The sequence below is a fragment of the Bradyrhizobium sp. UFLA06-06 genome, assembly GCF_054820065.1.
Map to the genome: position 1 here is coordinate 33,878 of NZ_JADFUD010000050.1, position 22,322 is coordinate 56,199.

The window sequence follows — 22,322 nt, forward strand, 5'->3', positions numbered from 1 at the left end:
TCATTCGATGATAAAGCCGGCGCTGCCGGTCAATCCTGGTGCGCTGGTGCGGGGCGCATCGCGGTCTTTTGGCGGTCGCGCCAGCGTATTCGTCAAAATGCGGCCCGCGTCCGACGGCGGTGCGATGCGATCGCTCGGCGCACTCATCCGGCTCGGGTTCGATCCGGGCCGCACGATGTAAGGCGTGACGATAATGACAAGTTCGGTTTCTCGCTTTTGAAACGATGAGGAGCGAAACAGCGCGCCGAGGATCGGCACGTCGCCGAGCCAGGGAAATTCACCGATGTCGTTGTTGAAGTTGCGCCTAATCAGTCCGCCGATTGCAAAGCTCTGACCGCTGGCGAGCTCGACCACGGTGCTGGCCCGCCGCGTCGAGAGGGCAGGGACTTCCATGCCATTGATCTTGACTTGGCCTTCGCTCGACAGTTCGCTGACTTCGGGCTTCACACGGACATTGATCTGATTATTGTTGAGAACCGTCGGAACGAATTCGAGGCTCACGCCGAACTGGCGGAATTGAACCGAAACCTGGCGATTATCCTGCATCACAGGAATGGGGAATTCGCCGCCGGCCAGGAAGCTTGCGGACTCGCCGGACATCGCCGTCAGATTCGGCTCAGCCAGGATCGAGGCGAGGTGTTCGCTGGCGAGCGCGTCGAGAACAGCGCTGAGATTGGTATTGCCGGCGCTGAACCCGATACCGATCGTGCCGCCGCCGCCGGCGGCGCCAGACCCGCCATCTTTGCCGCTGATCAGAAAAGCGCCGTTCGGGCTGGATGCGGTGAAATGGATATTGAGATCCTTGACGGCGCTGCGGGAGACTTCTGCGACCCGTACGCTGAGATTCACCTGCAACGACCCGGCGACCTGGATCTTGTTGACGACCAGTGACCCGGCCCCAAGAAACTGCTCGGTAACTTTCTTGGCGGTCTCGACGACTTCGGCATTGGGCGCCGTACCGCTTAGGATAGCGCCGCGTGGGGTATAGCTCACGTGGATCGGATAGTCGCCAACCTCGGCTCGAAGCGTTGCTCGCAGGTCCTCGATCGGCTGTGTAACGACCACGCGCAGCTCGGCGAGAGCCTCGCCGTTTTCGTTCAGGGCAAAGAGGCTGGTCCGTCCGGATTTCTTGCCAAACACGAAGATCGTCGTGTTCGACGGTGCCTGATAATCCGCAATCGTCGGGTCAGCAACAAAGATGCTGGTCGCCGCAGCGGTCAGATGAACTGTCTTGCCCTGTGAAGAAGTCAGGTTCAGCGTGCCGGAGGTGCCGCCCGGCGCCGCGCGTGGCGGTTCTCCTTTGCCATCCCGCTTGATCTCGGCTGCCGCAGCAGATGAAAACAGCATAGCAAATCCGCACAGGACGTAGCAGAGGCGAGATAAACCGGCAGAGCGCGACGCGCTGGCGACCATCGACGGCTCATCGGTGCCGGCAGCATTGTAAATGACCTTCAAGGGATTGTTGCTTTCGAGTTCGATTTAATCAGGCAGCCGAGGCTGCCTCAATGAGTTCAAGGGTGTAACCGACGCCGCGCGCGGTCTTGATCCTGAGCGTCGCACCCGACTGGCTCAAATGCGTGCGCAGGCGATAGATCCCGACTTCCAGCGCATTGGTCGAGACCTCATCGTCGAACGCGTACAGGCTGTCCTCCAGTGATGCGCGCGGCACGGTGCGGCCGGCACGGTTGAGCAAATGTTCAAGAATGCACACTTCGCGGCGGGCAATCTTCAGTATCCGACCACCGACCGCGACTTGCCTCGCAATGGGGTCGAAGTGCAGATTGCCGAATGTCACGAGCGGCGCCGTCATTTGCGTCGACCGCCGCAGAATGGCCCGCATGCGTGCGATGAGTTCCTCGGTCGATACGGGTTTGGGGAGGAAATCGTCCGCGCCCGCATTGAAGATCGCAATCCGCCGGCCGAGATCGTTGAGACTGCTCATCATAATGGCCGGCATCGAGCGTCCCTCGCGCCGCAGCTGCTTCAGCCAATCCAAGCCGTCTCCATCGGGCAGAACCAATTCGAGCAAAAGAATGTGATAGTTGGCGCAATCCAGCGCGGCCGCCGCCTCATCCAGCGTGCGTGTCACGTCAACTGCGAACCCGCAATAGGGGAGCGCTTCCTTCACAGCACGGGCAAAGTCCGCATGATGATCAACCAGGAGAATTCGCATTTCATCGCCTCTCGTCCATACACGCCAAGACCTTAAGCGCGTCACGGTTGACCAAGAGGTTCGACGAAACTGACAGACGTCCGCCTTGGCGTGAGCGCCAAAGTGCGGCAGCGACGAAGCGGAGCGTGGTGGCGGGCGATCAATCCCGGTGACATACTTATCATGAGATTGAAAAATGCGATGACCCGACGGTGACTGCATACGTCGCCGGCGATGCCGAGCGGGCCCTTTATGCCGGGAAGAGATGCAAAATCATTCACGAGGCCGCAAGCGGTTGCAGCAGATTGGCGGATCTGAGCATTGATCGCAGAGATGTCTGCACGCACTGAGTAGCCGTCTTCGATCGTGATGGCGTTAGAGCGCGCAATCGAAGCCAATACCCAGGAGCGAGCCGATGGATTTGTGGCTGAACAGCCTGGCGAAACCGACATTGTTGGAACTCCCCACCACTTCCACCTTGCCCCGGCCCCGCGGTCAATCTTGCTATGCTGTCGAGCCTGTGGCGTCGCCAAGTCCCGATGAGGCAAGGTGTTCCGCGTGAATGACAATTTCAGGCCACGCATCTGGACGATGCCTCCGGCGCAGCGATGTACGACGAACAGATCGATGTGCCTTCCGACTACTGAGAAAACCGCTCCCTAGCCGGTGATAGACATGCAGGGCGCCAACGATCCCGATGTTTTGCCGCGTCCAATGCTGCGCCCCATCGACAAGTCGTGAATGAGGGGCAGATAGGGGCGCTGCTTGTCGGGGTTAGGACGCCTCTGATCGAGGTCATTGCGCCAGCTGCATCTCATCTTGGATGAGCGGCGGCGGAATGATCGAAGCTCGAGTTTTTGGTTGCGTGGTGCACGGACAGTGCGAGGTAAACAGAGCCTGCTTTCGGCCCGAATGCTAGATCCTGATCCGGCTGCAACAGGGGTCGCACTGATTCCTTCGCGCTGCACGTAAGCGGTGTTGAGAACACGCCGTCGACAGGAGTGATCGATCCGTGTGACCGAGCGAAGTGGTGTGGCGTTGAGTTTGAGAGACGTTCGCAATTCTTGCTACCTGTCGGGAAGTGTTCGCGCGAGCGCGGTTGTGTGTCGCGAGGTTGTCGGAAATCCTACAATCTGACGTTGGGTGAGATTCAAGTGTCTTTAACAATTGGTTACAACGTACCCTCAAACTTGTGCGCGTCTTGAGGCGACAGCGAGGCAGTCTGGACACGGTCACAGCTTTGAGGATCTCTGTCGGTCTTACTTTCTCCAACGTCGTGAGCATCTCGTCTCTCCAAATTCTATGACGCGCAGTCTGACCTGCAACGATGGCATGAGGCAGCCATACTTGCTGCGCGTTAAGGGCGAAGCCGTTGCGCGCGTAAGCGTGCGATTGCCGGATCGCCTCACACGTGGCGATTGGCAGGCTGACTTTGGCTGGCCGCAAGAAGCGTTGATCTGGCGCGTGATCTTCTGGATGCAGACGCGCGATTGCCGAAGTGGAATTGACCGGCAAGGGATTGGACAGAGAATCGATTGTCACACCACATTCCTGAATGCTGCCTCCAAAGATCGCAACCGACTATGGGGGCTTCATGCAGGATCGGCAAAATCAATTGTTTTGATGGAACGCATTCAAAAGGCGGATAGGCGTAGAGCGGCTGCGCGGCTTGCCGTGTTTGATGCGGCGTTTACTGCGCTTGACGGTCTTCAAAACGCGCGTCCCGTATTTCGCCGAAGGCGTTCTCCGGCTCACGACACGGGTTCGGTCTCGGGCACGAACGCGGCGACCGGATCGATGTCAGGCAATAGCCGAAGCCCGCCCGAATGAGTGACGTCAAAGATCAATTTGGAAGGGCAGGTCGAAATGGGCACCACGCGTCGGACCTCAAGTCATCTAGCTGCTGCTCAAAGCTTGCTTGATGCTAGGACCTGTGTGCCGGCGCGTCGGTGTGTGCGCTCAGCTCGTCTGGCTGCCGGTCCACGCGGTGAGGCTGCTTCAGGACGCCGTGAGCCTCAAAGGGAGTATCTGCGGGATTCCGTGGATCAACATTCATTCTTCTTCCATCTCCCCTCGAGTGCCGGCCGTTGGCATGGAGTTTTGCAGGTGCAGCTTTCGAGAAGCTGACGGACCAGGAAGGAAGCCAGTATCCGTTTGAGGGGTGCCGGATGAATTCAGTTCAGTGAGGTGAGCGGTCAGCCAGACAGAAGCCACGCAAAGCGATATATTTGAAGTCGACACTGCTTTGTGCCATCTGGCGTTCCTGTTTTCGACGAGGGCGAGATCGGGTGTCTTGACTGAGCTTGTTCGCCCAGCCACCCATTGTCGGCCATCCCCGCGGGCAGAGAGTCCTACCAGGTCTCAACGTGGACAAGCTGGCAGATGCGGTTGGTCGAAGTCTTCTTTCGGAAATCGCCCGCTTAGGCGCATTTGGGGCCGCTCGGTCATATCGGCCTCCGTTGGATTGGCGCGACCGGTTGCCGTTTGTAGTTCTAGGCGGCCGGCGGTCGATCGAATCGTTCCAGCGATGTCGTACGAGCTCAGGCCACTTTAGTAAACCTGACCTACGAGGTTGTGACGTCGGAATGGCCGTCACAACCACTTGTGCTTGGTCGCGACAGGTTGTTTTTGTCGCAGGGCGCGGCGTGCTTGATGTCTGGAATCCGCCAAACGGCTTGCGAGGACGACGTCTTGCAGCGTGCGATCTTTGGTACTTATCGAGGGAGATGAGCATATGAAGTGTACTGGCAAAGGGCTGACGATCCTGTTGTCCCTGCTTTCGGCCGCAAGCATGAGCACGATGGCGAGAGCCGACGAGCCTTCGCCAAAATACACGGAGGTGCTCAATGCCCTGCAGACCGGAAAGAACGTGAAGCTCATCCTGGACATGAGCCGCTGTGCCAACGCGGAGGGTAGCAAGCCTGCGTCGGCGACGCAGGCCGGTCTGGTCATCAATGCCTTCAGGGTGACGCCCCAGAACGGCATCAGCTTCGCCAATGCGCACCAAACGGTGGACAGCGCGGGACATGCCGTCACCGAGTACATCCGCCATAGCCTCAGCCGCGAAGGCAAGCTCACGGTGCGGGCCTCGAAGCTTGTCGTCGGGACCACCGAACTTGTGCACCAGGGCGAATTCATCTGCGACCTGCCTGATGGCGCGAAGTTCATCTGGTAAGAAGAGCACGGCGCAGGACCCCACTTCGAAGCTGTTTCCTTAACCGCGTGGATGCTTCACCGAGCATGGCACGATAATATAGATCGTGAAGACGGCCGGATTGTCTCTGACCGTCTTTCGTCTGGGCGTCCGAGTTGCACGAAGGTGCGCCAGTTCGCTCAAAGGCGCCATATGAGGGCTGACGATCCTCATCGGATCTTTGTGATCGGAGGATCGCCAGTGCCGGCTATGCTGGTATGATCAGGAGCCAAGGGCCCTCATCAAACCAAAAACCGGGTCGCCAAAGTACGTTCGCATCCTTGTCCGCGACCCTAGTGAGACATTCTTTCCAATCCGAATGGTCCACCGGCCGGTGATGATTCACGTTTGATCGTCGGCCAAGCCATGGTCTTGTAGCGCGTTCGCATCTTGTATCCCGATGGTTCTCGGGTCTGCTCGGCTGAAAGTGCCGTCGCTGCCGAATGCGACGACAACGTGATAGATACATCGCCGACGAGCCCCTTGTTTAGCCAAATAGCGGCCGATGGAAGAGAAGAACGCGGCCTCCAGGTAGGCTTTCGGCTGTGTACGGTTTGGCGCCAGCGCCGAAGGGGCGTCCTCGCGCCATTCGAAAGGTGCGGGTGCATCAAACCCTGGCGCAGGACCGACGTCGATACCCGGGGAAGCCCTCCCCACCGCACGCGTCGCTTCGCCCAGCAAAGCGGGCCGAGGGTGGTGAATGAGTTGAACGTCGTTGGGTCCTCCCGGTCCCAACATGGCCGTGTAGCGTTCGCCGCCGATCTCGTAGTTCATGACCGGATATTCCGCAACAGGCAAGAAGTCCCACTTGCCCAACGTGGATAGCATCATGTCAGGAGCCAGCTGGGTGCGATGCGAGAAGTCCTTGGGAACGGCAAACGACACATCGAACGTATCGCCGACAGCGGGAGACCGCAGATGGATGAGCTGAACATCATTGGGCCCTCGCGGTCCCAACACGCCCGTATAGCCTTCACCGCGAATATCGTAGGTCTTTACCCACTGTGCTGCATCGGGCAACAGACCCCATCGACCCAGCTTGGAGCGCATCATATCCGGCGCAGGCTGGGTGCCGTGGGAGAAGTCCTCGGGAACGGCCAAAGAAGCATCAAAGCTGTCGCTGGCTGGAAAGGACGTCCGCTCAAGTGGTCTGGGCCGCAGCGCCTTGGTCCATCATCCGTCCAAAATAGTTTTCAGGGACGAAATTCGGCCGCGGGCTGGGTCGCCAGGTCACGGCATCGAAAAGCTCCTCCTGGAGGAAACTTTGCACGGGCGATGAAGTCGCCGAGTGCATTCGTTGCCAACCGGTCACGGCATCGAAAAGTTCTTCCTGAGTGAAACTTGGCGCGGGCGATGAAGTCGCTGAACGCATTTGCTGCGAAAGCAATGGTGCATCGAAGCCAGGAGCTGAAAGCTCGCTGCTCTGCTCCGCGGTATCGAAAAGCTCATCCTGGGCCACACTATGTATCGGAGAATGAGGGGCTAAACTTGGCTCGTGCCAAACCTGCAGAGTATTGAAACCATCAGCCGGTAGTGAGGCGTCGCGATCCGCAGCGCTCCCCAAGCGCTGTTCATCGACCGGCCGCATGGGCAAAGGAGAGGGCGGTTGAATGACCTGCCGCGAACTGCCTCCTTCTGCGCCCAAATTACCCCGCCCGACGATCGCGCGATAGTCGCGGAGAGCGTTCAAGGCGGCGATGAGCGTCTTGTCATTTCGAAACAAACGGACTGCGTGGCCGAGCAGTTTGTCATCGCTGAGCTTGGCAATGGACGACGGGCGGAGCGCTACCGCCAACTTCCGCAGCCCGCTCGCATAGCCCCCGGCCTTTTTCTCGCCGATCTGTCGACCAAAACGTGCCTCGGCAGCCTCCCTGATGAGACGCTCATCTTCCCTGGAAGGACGATAATGTGTTCTGAGGGGGAGAGCGTCTGCGTCAGGCTCGCGGTACCGACTGACCATTGACAATGCGGGGCGATCACCTTGTCGTTCGGCAGCAGCTTTCTAGCGTGTCCGAGCAACGCATTGTCATCGAGGCCAGAAATTGATTTGCCATCCTGCTTCAGCGCTTCAGCCAATTTGCGAAGCCGACGATCATAAATACTGACGGTGGTAGGCCTCGGCGGTAAATCTCGCTTGAGAGCAGCGCCGGATGCCGCCTGGATGAGGCGATCGTCCTCCTCGGTGACATCATAAAGCTCTCTATGGGAATATATGGGGTCGGCCCCTGGCGCGTCCAGCAGGTGCTGCTCGAACTCCGCTTGCGGCTGTTGCGGTTGTTCCGCGGCCGCATTGGATGCAGCCGAATCATGATCAGCTTGGTTGATAGTGCTCAATCGGTCCATGATCTCGTCCGCCAGCATAGCTCTGTGGTTCCTCGCTACTGATGTTAACTTTCCAAAACCTGACGTGACTTCCCGTCAGGTAGAGTGAACGAGGTCCGGAAAGTGTCTGCTCCGAGGCGCTGCAGCGCGGATCGCAGACACAAAGAGGGGATTGTGATAAAAGTGGGCGCGGGTTGAGGAGTTGAGCTGCAACAAGGGTATGCCGCTCCATTGATGATCGCCTCCTTATCTCGATTCAGGCGATCGGCGCTATGATGGCGAAGGCCGGTATGGCGTCGGCGAGTTTTCGATCGTCGGAGGCAAGCGCAGGGTGAAATATCGCTTTTTCTTAAATCAGCTAGATAGCCATTGGGGCGGCATCAAATCGTGAATTGTGCGAAATCTTGTCTATTCCTGACGAGCTCTCGTCGAAGTTTCCAGGTCGCAACTTCTGATTTCCGGTCAACCTGCCGTGAGAATAGCTGCGAGAATAGCCGCAACACGAAGCCATTCGTACGCCAACTTGGTCATACGTGTTCGGAGTCCGACACCGCCGGAGACAATCGTCGGGGCGGCAGAACATCAGAGCTGCCGGCAGTCGTTCTCCAAGGAAAATCAGAAGCCGAGCGCTTTGAATTCCGATGGCACGGCCGTTGCTTATTGAGAGGCAATGACAGTCGGCGAAGGCGCAAAGCGCATTCAGACACGTTGGGACAAACCTGCCCGAAACTCTTTAAACCGGTAGGCCCTGTACAGTGCAACAGCAGGCGCACTTGCTCAATAGGGCGTTCCATCGATTGGATGGCAGGACGATGAGGCAAAGCGCGCGCCAGGGAACTGGAGATTTGAATGACTGCCCCCAAAGCCATATCGGCGCGGCGCCAAACGACCGATGTAGACGCTATGATCGCGGATCTGCGGTCATGCGAACACCCGCACGACGTGGAAGTGTGCGGTATGCTCTTGCACATTCTCCCCGGCGTTCTGTCGCCACGCCTAAGTCACGCTCCCGACGCCTTGATATCGAAGTGGCACATCCAATCTGGAGCAACAGTATGGGATTTGGGATGCGGATCAGGCGTCCTGGGGCTGGCGGCACTTCGCGCTGGGGCAGAACACCTGGTGGCTCTCGATATCAATCCGCAAGCCGTTCTCACCACAAAGTTAAACATCGAGCGGTTAGGTCATTCCAAGCAGGCAGAAGCGCGCCTCAGTGACATCTATTCTGCGCTGCAGCCTGAAGAAAAGTTCGACCGTATTTTGTTTGCCGCCCCGTACTGGAACCGAAAAGCAAGGGACGATTTGGAGCGCTCCTGCTTTGACGAAGATCACAGCGCCATGGCCTCAGCTCTCGGCGGAGCGCATAATTGGCTCAACGCCAACGGCCTGATGTATGTCGTCTTTTCTGATCAGGGAGATATTGGGCGCGTCTTGAACTTGATCGATAATAGTAACCTGCGTGTTAGAAATATGCATATTTTCCGACCATCGATTCATGGCGGGCATATCCGGATCATCTGGGAGCTCACGATTCGATGAAGCCTCTTCGGCTCCTGGATCCGCCAAGCGCTGCTGCTGGTCAAACTGCTAAAGTACCGGTTCACGACTCGTTCGGATCGGTAGTTCGATAGCGAAGACCGCCGGCCGAGTTTGATGCGTTGCAGAACGAGTTCGTCGGATGCAAGGCAATCGCAAGTCGCACGGCTTATGGGAGCTCACGGCGCCGGCGCCGCCGTATACCGGTCCTCTCGTGGGTGATTTGCAAGCCGATGTCGTTGTGATTGGCGGTGGATATACTGGACTCTCTGCGGCTATCCGCCTCGCGGAGGGCGGCGTGCGCGTCATTCTGCTGGAGGCATCCGAAATTGGATTCGGTGGTTCCGGGCGCAACGTCGGGCTCGTCAATGCGGGTATGTGGGTCATGCCCGACACGCTCTCAGACACGCTCGGCTCCCCGTTTGGAGAGCGGCTCATCGAATTACTGGGTGGAGGACCGCAGGAGGTTTTTGCACTGATCGAGAGATATGGGATCGACTGTGAAGTTGAGCGCGCGGGGACCCTGCATTGCGCGGTCGGCCGCAGGGGCTTGGAGGAAATCCAGATTCGTGCCGAACAGTGGCAGAAACGCGGCGCTCCGGTCGCGGTGCTTGATGCGAAGGAGACGCGCAGAAAGATTGGCGGTGGCAACTATACCGGCGCGCTGCTCGATACGCGCGCCGGTACAATACAGCCACTGGCCTATGCGCGCGGCTTGGCGCGCGTTGCGCTTGCGGCGGGCGCGAGGATATTCGCGCAGACTGAAGTCCTCACAGTCCACGAAATGGGGTTGCGCTGGAGGGTCGGCACGGCAATGGGATCTGTGTGTGCTGAGTGGGTAATCGTCGCTACCGACGCCTACGGCAAAAGACCTTGGTTGCGGATTCAGCGAGAGCAGATCCGTCTACCTTACTTCAATTTGGCAACGCGGCCCTTACCAGATCGTCTCAGGACCTCAATCTTGCCCGAACGACAAGGGGCATGGGACACCCACGAGGTCCTTTCCTCGTTTCGCTTCGATCAGTCCGGCCGTCTGGTGTTCGGCAGCGTTGGCGCTCTAGAGGGTATCGGCACCTTGGTTCACCGAGCCTGGGCGGTCAGGTCGCTACGTAGGCTGTTTCCGCAGCTCGGCGACGTCGAGTTCGAAGCCGGCTGGTTCGGGATGATCGGGATGACTTCCGACCACCTGCCGCGCTTTCACAAGCTCGACCGTAACCTCGTGTCCTTCGGCGGTTACAACGGGCGCGGGATTGCACCTGGGACCGTCCTCGGCCGGGTGTTGGCGTCCTACGTTCTCGGCCGCCTTGCGGAAGAGGACCTACCACTTCCAGCTGCGCCGGTTGAATATCGGCGGTTTCGTGCCGCCCGTGAGGCCCTCTACAGCGCAGGCTCTCAACTGGTTCACCTCACTGAGGCGCGGCTCTGATCCGCCTCGTGTCAATCGCATATCCGATCCGGCGGTTTCCATCGGTTTGGCCGTTCCCGGCACGTGGCGAGCGAATTGGCATCGGTCGCGTTCTTCAGAGAGAATCTTGACATCCACACTCGTGCAGGCCGGCCGTCACGTCTGTTGGTCGGCATCCATATAACATCCCGACGTCTGCGGGTGAGCAAACTCGCACATCCTGCAGAGCAGAAAGCCATCCATTCCGTTCATGCGATCGGCGATTTCGTGAAAAATTGGGCTTTCGAAGAGATATGCGTATTCGTCGCGCAAAAGATTGCCCAGGACATGACGCCGCTCAAAATCCATCCCGCACAGAGTAACGTCGCCGTTTGGTAGAAGGACATTCCGATGTTGTTGTTTGCCAATACACGTCAAGGGTCCGACGACGGGCTGTCGCGGTTTGATGATATTCGACTCTAGACGTCCTCGGCTGTTACTCAGCGGACGCAAGCGCTGCAGCGCTTTTGCGGGAATGGTGTCGGCGAGGTCCGGATGGACTTTGCCCAGGACAACGAATCGAATCGAGGGAATGTTCGCCTCGACGAGTCGGCGCATGACATTGAGATAGGACTTTCCGACGAGCCGGCTGTTCATATAAGTGCCGTCATCAGGAACGTGGACGATGAAAGCCCTGAACTGCAGCATTTGCAAGCGCCGAATGTCACTCCCGTTCATTCCGACGAGGGTCGTGAAAATTCGGATCTGATGCCCACGTGCGTAAGCATGCTCAACCATCCTGGTGCATTTCGGATGGAGCCAAGGCTCCGAGTAGCCGGCAAAACTGATCTCGGTAGTCCTCGGCACGCGTGCAAGACACCGCTCGAAATCCTGAAGACCTAGGTACTTCGCTTGAGACACGGGTCTTTGCCGATCAGCGAACTTGTCTTGGTGGCAATAAGTACACCGGACGATGCATCCTGCGGTCGTCGTTATCTCCAATACCCGGCGACCAGGATTGGCAGCGCGTAAGTTTTGTAACACCATGGGATATGCCGTCATTCTGTCTGGTCCTTTCAGGCGCCGGAGCAAGAAATTGCGAGAGGGAGCGCAGCGTTCGATGAGCAGCCGCTTGCTTTGCTCCTCACGGATTGCAAATACAGGATATGCAGGTTGGCGAAATGACCTAGACCAAGCTCCTATCTCGTCGCTAACAATGCTCCGAGCTCGGCCACGCCTACCGAAGCCTGGATAGGCCTGGCGTGCCAACTCGGCTCTCTATGCGTTGGCCGTCGCGTAGCACCGCTGGCTGTTACTTACATCTTCGTTCCGAGTCAGCGCCACGCCAGATGCTGGGCTCGGTGTTCTCGCTAGAATGGTCTGCGGAGATGCTTCCGCAGCCGTAGCGATGCGGAACCGGCGCCGGATCCGCCCAAGCGGCACATCCTAAGGCTTTCCGATGGCAGCGCAGGTTCTGAAACATCTTTCTATTTGTCGCGCAAGCGATTGCGCTCGCGAACTGTTTGGGCGCCATCAATGCGATGGACAAGCGGTCGAGCATCGCAAGCTCTTGGCGGCGATAGTTCCTATTCCCGTTAGATGGCAAGTTGCTGGTCAGGATGATGAATGAAGCACGCTTGTTGCCATGTTGAGAACCAAATTGGCCTTTCTCGGCGGAGCGGTGCTAACTGATTTCGTCGACGACGATCAGCGTGGGTCGTGGTCACCGCACGATCCCGCGGCCAATATGCGGCCGCGGGGAGCCGAAAACGTCGTATCTGGCACCTAGTGGCTCACATTGCGCTGTTCGGTGGCGCGAGCAGCGATCTAGCTGGCATTGGGCGACGCCTGTGTAGCGAGGATTGTTCTCATCAATCCACTGGGGCAAATCGAGTTAGAAAGTCAACGCCATCCTTACCTGCCGGAACTGGTAGGGGTGACTGCCCGCGCTTTAGGATACTCTGTTGGGGCGACGATCCGCTCGCAACAAAACGTCACGGCAGCTCGAAACGATGGATCGCGACCTGTGGATCCGCAAGCTCTCAAGAGAGCAAAATCTGCGGAGGCGATCGTGATAACGCAATTGGTAGACTACAGAACCGACGGCGCGTTTAAGATCCCGCTGAGCAATCTGGACGTAAGCGAAGCCAAGCGCTTTCAAGATGATAGCATATGGGGTTATTTCGAGCGGCTGCGAAGGGAAGATCCCGTTCACTACTGCCAGGATAGCCCCTATGGTCCATATTGGTCCATAACGAAATACCGCGATATCGTAGAGGTAGATACTAATCACAAGATATTCTCGTCGGAGCAAGGCGTCACTATTGTCGACGTGCCTGACAGGCACTGGACGCAGAGTTTCATCAAGATGGGTCCGCCTAAGCATCGCGAGCAGCGTGATACTGTAAGTCCGATAGTCGCGCCGGAAAACTTGACGAAACTCGAGAGCTTGATCCGTCGTCGCGTCAGGACGATTCTGGACGGCTTGCCGCGCAACAATGACTTCAATTGGGTGGATAGGGTCTCCATCGAATTGACGACGCAGATGCTTGCCACGCTATTCGACTTTCCATTTGAGGATCGGCGTCTGCTGACCTATTGGTCGGACGTAGCTGTTGCAATGCCCAGAACTGGCCAGCCGATCGATAGCTGGGACAAGCGAAGTGCGATCTTGTCCGAGTGCCTGGATTATTTCACAGGCCTTTGGAACGAGCGCATCAATGCCGAGCCACGGATGGACCTGATTTCCATGATGGCGCACTCGCCTGCAACTCGACACGTGGAGCCGAGTGAGTTTCTTGGAAATCTGATTCTGCTGATCGTCGGTGGGAATGACACCACGCGCAATTCGATTACCGGCGGCCTCCTGTTCATGAACCAGCACCCCTCCGAGCTGCGAAAGCTACGCGATAATCCGAAACTTGTCTCGAGCGCCGTGTCCGAGATTATTCGTTATCAAACGCCCATCGCACATATGCGCCGCAACGCCGCGGCCGATAGCATCGTCGGTGGGAAACAAGTCAGGAAGGGCGACAAGGTCGTCATGTGGTACATCTCAGGAAACCGCGACGATGAAGTCATCGAGAACGCCGAGCGCTTCGTCATCGACCGCAGGAACGTGCGGCAACATCTTTCGTTCGGATTTGGGATCCATCGCTGCGTTGGTCGACATCTTGCGGAGCTGCAGCTGAAAATCCTCTGGGAGGAGATTTTGAAGGCACGACTGGAAGTCGAGGTTGTCGGCGAACCCGAGCGAATTGCGTCGAACTTTGTGCACGGTTATTCCGCTCTTCCTGTGCGGATTGCAGCCTAGGCTTCGATCCCTCGAATCTGGCGACCGGCCCCGGGGTGCGGCTTGGTCGGCGCGAAACAATCGCTGCATGTTGAGATCCGGTCTGCAATTGGGCAGGCTTTGAGACGCCTGCGAGCAGCGATAAGTAGCGACGCATAATCCACTGGCACCTCCAAGAGGCAAGATCACCGATACCTCCGAGTGTTCATCTGCGGCGCTGACTTGGATAGTTGGAATCAAGGGCCGATGAGCTTGACAGTGAAGATTGTAGCAGTGGCCGCGATTTTCGTTGGAGAAGCGCTTTCGATAATCGCGGAGTTGATTGCCTCAAGGCAGTTTGGCAAGGCCGGCGGGGATGTCACAATGCTCCTGCCGATGTTTGTGCTGATATCCGTCGGTGGCGTCCTGCTCGTCTTCGGATACGCGCTGGGCTACATGCATCTCAAGAATATCTGGATCATTGTCGCGATTTCAGTCGGAGCTATTCTGGTCGTGGAGCCAGTTCTCGCCTTTATACTTTTTCGTGATGTGCCGACGGCCGGTTCGCTGGTCGGGTTGACGCTCGGTGCGCTTGGCACGGTCGTTGCCATTTTTTTATGAGCGTTGCTCAACGGGCTCGGATGGGCGGGAGCTGCGAAGGAGTCCCTCAATATGGGTTCTGCTCGATCCGAAGGTGAATACAGATAATGCGATTTTGATCGAAGATTTAGACCTATTTAAATTGTGTGCGACCGTGGGTGTGCAGGTTCTTGGATTTAAGACTCGTATCTCCTCCTCGATGATGGGACGTACGGCGGCCGAAGGTCTCTCCCCCTCGACAAAGTCGGGGGATGCACCTCGCCGCAATGATCAAGCCGTTTCAAGATGCTGGCATTCTCGTGGCGGCTCTCCGCTATTCGAGATAGCCCGCCAAGTCCGTGCAGACGAACGCGACGCTGGATAGTGTCTTGCCCCGTCGCATCTGCCGCGGCTTGTCAGTATGGATTTTGGCGGGATCACGCCGAAGCAACGTTACGGTGCGGTCATGCACTGCAGCGGATGATCCCCGATTTGATGCGCTCATCCGCTGCATCGCTGCCTGTTGCAGCACTGGCAGCCTCGATGAACCGGAGCCCACGGTGATCCGGCCATTTTCTGTGTAGCCCGGAAAGAGCTGTTCGTCAGCTGCCCGTCAGCCAAGCTGTCTAATCAGACAGGCTGCGCATTCTCGATTCGATCGGAGATTGGATATGACGGGCATTGGCCGAGCTGGCAAATCGCACGTTGAGCCTGCAGAAGCTGATAGCATGTGGGGATCGGGCGGGGAGCCTGGACCGGTCTCCGGAGAAGCCAGGCAATCGTTCGATTCCGTCGTGGAGCGGATGCACTCCAGGTCTCAAGATGGAATGGCGCCGCTCGTCGGCGAGCCGCCGGCTTCGGATGTGGCTGTCCCGACGAGAGACGAGGTCAGAGCAGCGCAGAAAAAAATGCGCGGCCTACTTGTGGCCTTTGTTGGTGCTTCTAAAACGGCGGCCGGCCAAGCGCGGAACCGGTCGGAGGCGCAGGACCTGATTGATCAAGTCGTCAAGGCGGGCTCGGAAGTTCTGGACTATTATGCGAGCTTCCCTCCCGACGTGGCACGCAGCCTTCTTTCCGACGATCAGGCTTGCGGAGTCAGAGTCGAGACTCTTGCTGCGGGGGACCAATGCAACGCCGTGGCTACCTCGATTGTCTACGACCTGGAGGCCGGTAGAGAGAAAGCCGCAGCCGTGCTCGAGCAGCTGCGCAAAGCCAACGCTGCGCCCGCCCAGCTAAGCCGAGCGGTGTCGACCGTGGCGAAGCACTACATGGCCTGCATGGAGTGGTGGGGAAAGAAGGCATTGCGCTCGGAACGGATGCAGTCCGTCTGCGTGGCCACCGCCAGCTTGCCGGGGTCCACGCCCGAGATGCTACGCCTGCATACCGGCTGGGCACTTTTTACGAAGTGCACGTATCTGCAATCGCGGATCGCTCTCGCGCGGCTCCTGATCGAATCGCGGGCGAGCACGCTCGAACCAGCGCTGAGTAACGCCCTCATCGGTGAGGACGGGCGGATGCGTCTGCTCGGGACCTTCATCAACGATGTTGTTCCGGCATTCGCGTCGACGGGCGAAGCCGTTCTGTACAACCGCGGAGCGGCGCTCGACGCGGAGCACAGCACCGTTTTGGAAGGGGTCATGGAACGGCTTTCTGAATTTGCGTCGGGGGTGCACGGCATCGTCGCTGGGCTGAGGGATGCTGGAATGGGGGCGGACACTCCATTGGACCTGTTGGACCAGATCGAGGAAGCTGCCTGGGTCACCGCAAACGACGTCACGCGGTTTTTGGCGGTGCAGCCAAAGACACCCGCCGTGATCGAGCCGCCCGCCAACTGGATACCGGAAAATACCGGCGCAGTGTCTGAGGGCCAGGCTGCGCGCAAGAAGGGAAAAAGCAAGCGCACACCGGCGGCAGGTGAGGGGAGTTCGGCGGCCGGTCTACGCGAGGCGCAGGTCGCCAGGCCCGACGCTGCTTCGGCTCCGACAGGTAAGGTCATCGTTCTCTCGGATCTGGGCACCAAGAAGCTTGCGACCCCGGAAGAGGCGGCACGCGCAAAGGAATCATCGTCAACGGCCGGCCAGGAAATGTGGCGTGCTCCGCCCTCCAGGAAAGCGCTGAACGGATTGCTCAATAGATTGGACGAGCTGCTGCAGTTCGATCTTCCAGCGCAGCAAAGCGCCGTCTCGCAAACGCGCCAAATGAAGCCCGAGGATGCCGGCCACATCGTGGATCTCGTCGTTAAGCGCCTTCAGACGCAAGCCGCCGAGATCGAGGCCTGTGTAGCGGCGCTAGAGGAACCTCGCCGACGTGGCCTGCTTACGCCTGCGCAGGTGCCTGAAGTGCACGAAAAAATAGTCCGGCTCAAGGCGATGTGGTCCGAGGTGCAGGGACAGGCAAATTCTTTGAACGCGCGGAAGGCTGCGATCACGATGGATTGCATGAAGACGTACGCCTTTCCGTCGCAGAAGTACCTTGAATACCTGCGGGCGGCCGATGAGTTGACGTCTGCCGATCCGCCGCGTGCGTTGAAGGGGGAGCCAGGCACGCTGTTCGAGATCAAGCTGCAGCCCAGGGCACTGAGCAATGGTGCGATGCCGGATCCGGTGTGGGTGCACATCCATACGAAGAGGCCGGTATATGTCTCGCAATTGGCGACGCTGGATGGCGCCGAGTTCGCTGCTTGCCACGTGAAGTCCAATGAACAGCGCGGCTACAATCGGCTCTGGCAGAATGCTCGAGCTGCAATGGGACACGAAGACGTGTTGATCCACCGCGGCAGGCTTGCGCCGGCGTTCTGCAAGTCCTTGTTCAGCAGAGGTGGCGGCCAGCCATGGTATCCCCGTCTTGAGGCGGAGTTCGGCTCGATGCAACTCGCTCGACACGGGATGTAGTGCGCGTATCTGGCGAGGAAGTGCCGCTTGGGCTGCGCTGAGTAGTGGTTCGGCTGGCTGAAGCCGGTGAATCTCAAGCGATTTCCGAGTGATCGGCGTTCCGCGAGAACGCACACCGTGGGCCGGTTTGACGAATCGAATTGACGATGCACAATAAGGTGGGCCTGTCCGTTTGCTACCCCCGGATGTGGCCACGACGGTCCCAGCATCGGCCTCCATGGCCCCCAGAAGGTGCTGGGACCTGTTCGTTCTGCACTCTCGATCGGGTGAATAGTTCGTTTCTCGCTTGCCGGATTCTCACGTAGGCCGCGCTCTCGTTTGTTCTTTGTCGCGCTGGCCGGGCTATCCCGCTCATTCTGGTTGGTAACCCGTCGAAGTTGAGGCAGAAACGACGGATCGCGCGCAGAGATTGACATGCAGATCTGCGCTGCAAGATCTGTACTCGGCGTCTGCCGCATCGCCTGGACCCGCTCCTCAAAGATTTTCCCACGGTTCGCAAATCGCACCTGATTCAATGGTCGAACGGCTGTTCCATCGTGGTCTCCTGCCGGATTCGGACCAGCCGACGATGACCTGTGAATCCAAGGTCACCGCTACACGGCCGGTTTCGATGGTTCCAATTGCGTTCGTCTTGTTCATAACCCTGCGGAGGACCAAGTGGGGTTGGGGCAGGCCGGGCGAGACTTCGGAGCCTTATTCACGGAGAACCGGCGCTTCGGAACGCCGCTACCACGCCAATGGGCGACACCTGCTCTCATGGATAAGTTGCGCGAAGAAGGTTTCATGCCGACCGCAAACACCCCCAAAACAATCCAGCTTAACGGAAGAACCTACCAAGCCGAGTTGGCCGAAGGAGGGTTCGTTAAGCTTACGCGGGTATGAGACGCAACCCGACTGTGACCGATCGCGCGCTGGGCTAGAACCCTGCGATCGCTTCGGTTGTTGTTGCCGACATAGGCAATTCATCGCTCTGCAGCGAGTTGCTCGCGCCGCCAGTGGGTACGCATCGTCGGACCCCTGGCAGGCAGCGAGACGCCGATCGAGGCGATTGCGGTAAGCTGCGTCGTTGCGCAAGGCCGGCGTCGAGCATCCCTCGACAATGCTTCAACATTGCTCTCAGCTGACGGCAAGACAGTCGCAACCGCGTCGCTCCCTAGGCGATGTGCGAATGACCAGCGCTATCGCCGAGCGAGCGGAATGCAGCACCAGTCTTGCCGATGCGCTCGATCAAGCTCATTTAGCTGGCGGGTGCTGCGGCCGAGCCGGTCCAGCCTCGTCACCAGCACCACGTCGCCGGGGTGGAGGCGCTACCATCAACGTGGTGAGTTGTGGCCGATCGGCGCGGCACCGCTGATCATCTCGCGGTAGATCGCGGTCGCCGGCTGCCTTTAGGAGTTGAACTAGCGGATGAGATGTCGATCCTGGATGCTAACGCGGCATATCCGAGAATGGTCATTTGGTGCTTCTACGTCTGCAGAAGCTATCGCCTCGGTGATAATTCGTTTGGGCCATGATTCTTCTCGTTGGCAGTGAGTACCGTGTGGATTTTGTAAGGGCAGCCGCGATCGGGACCTTCGAGCAAGTCTGAGGTGATGGTTGCAGTCAGTGCCGCCGTCGCTGCGCGACGAAGTCGGCCGCGCGCTCAGCAACAATATCGCCCTCGGTGGCAAGTTCTGGTCAGGAATGCAGTCTCGCTGAATTAGCAGTATGCCGCCGTACTTGAACGGGCCGAAGCCATGCGGTGTAGCCTCTAGCGCAGCCGAACAAACGAATGGAATTTCAGCGATCGCGCAGTCGTCGCATCCGTCATAATGAGTTCGCTTGTGCACTCATCAGGAATGTGACTCACCGCCTCGGGCAGCACGCGTCCAGCCTCCAAGCCGTGCAAGTCATTGGGCCGAGACGATGCAGTTACCGCGTTGTCCGATTGCTCAGATCAATGCGGACCGCTTAGAGGCCGGCGAGAAGCCGACCATAAACGGCTTCTCCGAGCAACTCATAACCGAGCCCGCAAAGATGTCCGAACTCATCCATCCCGTAGATAGGCCTGATCAAGAAAATCAATTTTACCACTTGTGGCAACGTCATATATCCATGAGGACGGCTTGGGGCCGATCTTAAGGGAGCGACTCTGGAATGAAAAAATTGCTGTTTGTGACTGCGAGCGCCGCCGCGCTTGCAACGGCGGCAGTGCCGGCCTGTGTTGCTGAAGCCGCCGCTCAACCCGTCGCTGCCAAGGTGCAGGTCGCCGACACGTCATATCCTCAATGCGCGGACGACCCGTTGAATGGTATCTGCGATCTGTTTTTTTGTTTGACCGATCCGGCGTGCGTACAGCACTAACCACCGGATACAAACCAAGCAGAAAATGAGGATCGAGGCCTCGCGGCGCGGCCGCTCGTGGGAACAGCGGCCGCGTCCTCTTGCGTAAAGAAATTTGCGCGCCGCCTCTGAAGCCGTTCCGGTTCCGCCGCTGGAGCATGATCGCAAGGAACGGATGAGGATGTTCCAGCACAGAGTGGCCATCAATGATCATGCAAAAGCACTCCGCGGAGCTGCACGTTATCATCCGAGCGCGGGACGAGAATCTAAAACGATAGCAATCGTTGATTAAATTGAGATCTCGGCTCTCGATATGGAAAGGCCTAGCGACCGCGCGGGGTATCGCAGCTCCGTCAACCGTTAGTAGTCATAGGTCCGACGAAAGCCATTCCAATGCGTTCACCAGGAGAGTTCTTCTGGTGATCTAACGGTAAGTGCAGGCCGAAGAGCCCTGTCCATATCCTTATGGCTTGCCGGGATGCGTGACAGAGTGCGCGCCAGACGGCGCCTCCCTTCGCGAGCGACCCGCCTCCAAAAGACGAATCTATCTAACGGAAAAAGGGCTAAACGGCATGCAACGACAGGGGTAAACGATAACGTCCAGTGTCGCGTTCTCTGCCGATAGCCCCGCGATACACGCCGACACAGTCTAGCTCCATCGTGCCGATGGGCGAGAACGTCCAATTCTCAACCTTTCTTTGATGTAGCAGGTGTTCTAACCGGTGGTTGTTGATGGTGAAGCTCTCAACATAGTTGCCGAACGAAGCGTTCCGCCCACAGGAAGCGAACCAAGGCGCTGGTTGCAGCAACTTGCGTTGTTAATACCCTATTCAAGAGCGCCATAACGGACTCTCGCGAAACCAAGCCGAAGTCGGCCAGGGCGCAAGAGGAAAGCTGCGATGAAATCGTGTCTGCACGAGCCGCAATCGCCTTTGGTAACACAAGCGCGAAAGTCTCCTTTGCATAACCGTGCGGAAACACATCGCAGCGCAGCCGATTACGCAGGTAGGAACGGAATATTTCCTTGCCCGCGCGAAGTGCAAGCGGAAGCTTCGCTGCAGTATTAATCAATCTCGGATCGCCTAGCGGGCGAACGGGCCAAAGTCCTCGCCTTGCGAGTGGACGAGCATGACAAAGGCTTGCGAGCAGAAATGTGGATACGGTCGCGCTAAGCGGCGCGCTGAAAAGGAAGGATGAATGAGCGGCGTCGAGCGCGCGATTTGTCAACAGGCCGTCTGCAAGTTCAACGGCGATCTCCAGGTGACGTGAAGACGAAGATCTTGAGCCGCCCTCCTCGGCGGTGGAGCAAGCGCAAAGCTTGTCGCCGCCTATGCCGGACCAGACGATTTCGTAGCCGTCCGCGCGAAAGCTGTCGCAGAGCGCCTCAAATGCCTCCAGGCAATACTCTGAAGTGAGTGGCAGGCGTCGTTCTGGGGCAAGATCCAGATCAATCGCCGGCATGTGGGTATGCATTTCAAGGGGGTGATCGCGGCAATTCAGTGCGCTCAGAATGCGCGCTCGCCGATCAGACTGCCTGGGGCTGCTCCCGTCGCCCAACAGGATGCCGCCACACCTTACGGTTTTCACGCTTTTGCCAACAGCAATCGCGACCGAAGCCGAATCCATACTTCCGCTCAGCTCCACAGCGCTTGCACAAATGCCCGTTGGCCGCGAGAGCACAACGTCCTGCAAAGTATCCGCAAACTCAAGGAGACCATTGCTCTGCTCCGGCCCAGAGAGCTCGTTAGGGCGTGCACTCATAACGCGCAGCCAGCCATAGGCGGATAGAGGCGAGTTGGACGAAGGCAAGGTAGTTTCCCGCAAGCCTGTCGTAACGCGTCGCCACACGACGACATTGGTTGATCCTGTTGAAGAGCCGTTCGACCTAGTCGCGAGCGCGGTAGAGATAGGAGCTGAAGCAGATCGGATCGCTGCGATTGCGTTTCGGCGGGATGTTGGCCCACGACCCCTTTTTCATGGCAAGCTCTCTTATCCAGTCGGCGTCATAGCCACGGTCGGCAAGCAACATTGACCCGAACTTCAGATGAGAGAGCAGTTGTCCTGCAAGTCGAACGTCGTGGGCCTCGCCGGGGCTCAACGTCAACCGTACCGGCAAACCATTGCTATCGACCACCGCGTGGATTTTGCTCGTCAAGCCGCCGCGCGACCTTCCCATCGATAGGCGCTCGTTCCTTGTGATGCAGGCCCCATGTTGATGCCGCGGACAATCGAGTTGTCGATCATTTGGACAGCGGCATCATGGGCAGCCGCAAGTGCGTCCATGATGCGGCTCCAGACGTCAGCTCGCCGCCACCTAACGAAGCGGTTGTAGCAAGTGGTGTAAGGACCGAACGCCGCCGGCAAATCGCGCCAAGGTGCTCCGGAACGCAAGACCCAGAAGATGCCATTGAGGACACGACGGTCGTTAACCCGAGGAACGCCGCGCGGCTTGTTCGGCAGCATCGGCTTGATGGCAATCCATTCATGATCGGCGAGTTCGTAGCGCATGATTCCAGCCCCCAGTTTGGGAGTTTGAATCACAGGGGGTCTGGCCTGACGCGACGCTTCCGGGCAGGCCCCGGTTGGACGCTTACGTATAGCGCGACGATCTGGGTCGGAAGAGCGCGGCGATCAGGATGGCGAGTCAGTGTCGCGGCGCGATGATGATCGCC

The 22,322-nt window shown here is 58.3% G+C and carries 17 protein-coding genes and 1 pseudogene; 8 read left to right on the forward strand and 10 right to left on the reverse strand.

Annotated features, from left to right (window positions below; all coding sequences use genetic code 11):
* Genes IF803_RS31440 through IF803_RS31450 form a run of 3 tightly spaced genes read right to left on the reverse strand, consistent with a single transcriptional unit; the run spans position 1 to position 2,604 of the window.
* Entirely contained in the window at positions 1-1,455 is a 1,455-nt protein-coding gene (locus IF803_RS31440) for a type II and III secretion system protein family protein (protein ID WP_016844746.1), read from the reverse strand.
* 28 nt (positions 1,456-1,483) lie between these two features.
* The gene (locus IF803_RS31445) at positions 1,484-2,173 is read right to left on the reverse strand and encodes a response regulator (protein ID WP_026192327.1); all 690 of its coding nucleotides are present in this window, start codon (positions 2,171-2,173) and stop codon (positions 1,484-1,486) included.
* Positions 2,174-2,214: 41 nt separating this feature from the next.
* Positions 2,215-2,604, reverse strand: a complete 390-nt coding sequence (locus tag IF803_RS31450) for a hypothetical protein (RefSeq protein WP_125459152.1) — start codon at positions 2,602-2,604, stop codon at positions 2,215-2,217.
* An 895-nt stretch (positions 2,605-3,499) separates the two neighbouring features.
* On the opposite strand from IF803_RS31450, the gene IF803_RS31455 reads away from it, so the two are divergent.
* Positions 3,500-3,982, forward strand: a complete 483-nt coding sequence (locus IF803_RS31455) for a hypothetical protein (protein WP_155258733.1) — start codon at positions 3,500-3,502, stop codon at positions 3,980-3,982.
* A gap of 961 nt (positions 3,983-4,943) precedes the next feature.
* Positions 4,944-5,327, forward strand: a complete 384-nt coding sequence (locus IF803_RS31460) for a VirK family protein (RefSeq protein WP_225161277.1) — start codon at positions 4,944-4,946, stop codon at positions 5,325-5,327.
* A 360-nt stretch (positions 5,328-5,687) separates the two neighbouring features.
* On the opposite strand, the gene IF803_RS31465 is transcribed toward IF803_RS31460, so the two are convergent.
* The 3 genes from IF803_RS31465 to IF803_RS31475 are packed head-to-tail and all read right to left on the reverse strand — an operon-like array spanning position 5,688 to position 7,706.
* Positions 5,688-6,446 (reverse strand): hypothetical protein, encoded by a 759-nt coding sequence (locus IF803_RS31465; protein WP_016844741.1) that lies wholly within the window; start codon positions 6,444-6,446, stop codon positions 5,688-5,690.
* Positions 6,447-6,486: 40 nt separating this feature from the next.
* Positions 6,487-7,140: a hypothetical protein gene (locus IF803_RS31470; RefSeq protein WP_016844740.1), complete on the reverse strand. Its 654-nt coding sequence runs from the start codon at positions 7,138-7,140 to the stop codon at positions 6,487-6,489.
* Positions 7,131-7,706 carry a hypothetical protein gene (locus IF803_RS31475; protein WP_016844739.1) on the reverse strand — a complete coding sequence of 192 codons (576 nt, stop codon included), beginning with the start codon at positions 7,704-7,706 and terminating at the stop codon, positions 7,131-7,133. The genes IF803_RS31470 and IF803_RS31475 overlap by 10 nt, the downstream gene beginning before the upstream one ends.
* A gap of 810 nt (positions 7,707-8,516) precedes the next feature.
* Between IF803_RS31475 and IF803_RS31480 the strand changes: the two genes are divergently transcribed.
* The gene (locus IF803_RS31480; protein ID WP_016844738.1) at positions 8,517-9,206 is read left to right on the forward strand and encodes a methyltransferase; all 690 of its coding nucleotides are present in this window, start codon (positions 8,517-8,519) and stop codon (positions 9,204-9,206) included.
* Positions 9,207-9,345: 139 nt separating this feature from the next.
* Positions 9,346-10,629, forward strand: coding sequence for an NAD(P)/FAD-dependent oxidoreductase (locus tag IF803_RS31485; protein WP_016844737.1), 1,284 nt, complete (start codon positions 9,346-9,348; stop codon positions 10,627-10,629).
* A gap of 135 nt (positions 10,630-10,764) precedes the next feature.
* Here IF803_RS31485 and IF803_RS31490 read toward each other — a convergent pair whose 3' ends face one another.
* The gene (locus IF803_RS31490; RefSeq protein ID WP_225161279.1) at positions 10,765-11,295 is read right to left on the reverse strand and encodes an SPASM domain-containing protein; all 531 of its coding nucleotides are present in this window, start codon (positions 11,293-11,295) and stop codon (positions 10,765-10,767) included.
* A 1,366-nt stretch (positions 11,296-12,661) separates the two neighbouring features.
* Here IF803_RS31490 and IF803_RS31495 point away from each other — a divergent pair.
* The 3 genes from IF803_RS31495 to IF803_RS31505 all read left to right on the forward strand — a co-directional run bounded on the left by IF803_RS31495 (position 12,662) and on the right by IF803_RS31505 (position 17,328).
* Positions 12,662-13,900 (forward strand): cytochrome P450, encoded by a 1,239-nt coding sequence (locus IF803_RS31495; RefSeq protein WP_026192328.1) that lies wholly within the window; start codon positions 12,662-12,664, stop codon positions 13,898-13,900.
* Positions 13,901-14,137: 237 nt separating this feature from the next.
* Complete coding sequence (locus tag IF803_RS31500; RefSeq protein WP_240537172.1) at positions 14,138-14,479, forward strand: hypothetical protein; 342 nt, start codon at positions 14,138-14,140, stop codon at positions 14,477-14,479.
* Positions 14,480-15,108: 629 nt separating this feature from the next.
* Positions 15,109-17,328, forward strand: a complete 2,220-nt coding sequence (locus tag IF803_RS31505; RefSeq protein ID WP_026192329.1) for a hypothetical protein — start codon at positions 15,109-15,111, stop codon at positions 17,326-17,328.
* Between the two features lie 1,178 nt (positions 17,329-18,506).
* Here the strand turns inward: IF803_RS31505 and IF803_RS31510 are convergent.
* A complete protein-coding gene (locus tag IF803_RS31510) occupies positions 18,507-18,617 on the reverse strand; it encodes a hypothetical protein (RefSeq protein ID WP_077230994.1) in 111 nt (36 codons plus the stop codon).
* An 847-nt stretch (positions 18,618-19,464) separates the two neighbouring features.
* On the opposite strand from IF803_RS31510, the gene IF803_RS31515 reads away from it, so the two are divergent.
* A complete protein-coding gene (locus IF803_RS31515; RefSeq protein WP_018269959.1) occupies positions 19,465-19,671 on the forward strand; it encodes a hypothetical protein in 207 nt (68 codons plus the stop codon).
* 723 nt (positions 19,672-20,394) lie between these two features.
* Here IF803_RS31515 and IF803_RS31520 read toward each other — a convergent pair.
* Together IF803_RS31520 and IF803_RS31525 are read right to left on the reverse strand one after the other, a co-directional pair.
* Positions 20,395-21,276: a hypothetical protein gene (locus IF803_RS31520; protein WP_125459151.1), complete on the reverse strand. Its 882-nt coding sequence runs from the start codon at positions 21,274-21,276 to the stop codon at positions 20,395-20,397.
* Between the two features lie 118 nt (positions 21,277-21,394).
* Positions 21,395-22,158, reverse strand: a pseudogene (locus tag IF803_RS31525) (IS5 family transposase).
* Between the last annotated feature and the right edge of the window lie 164 nt (positions 22,159-22,322).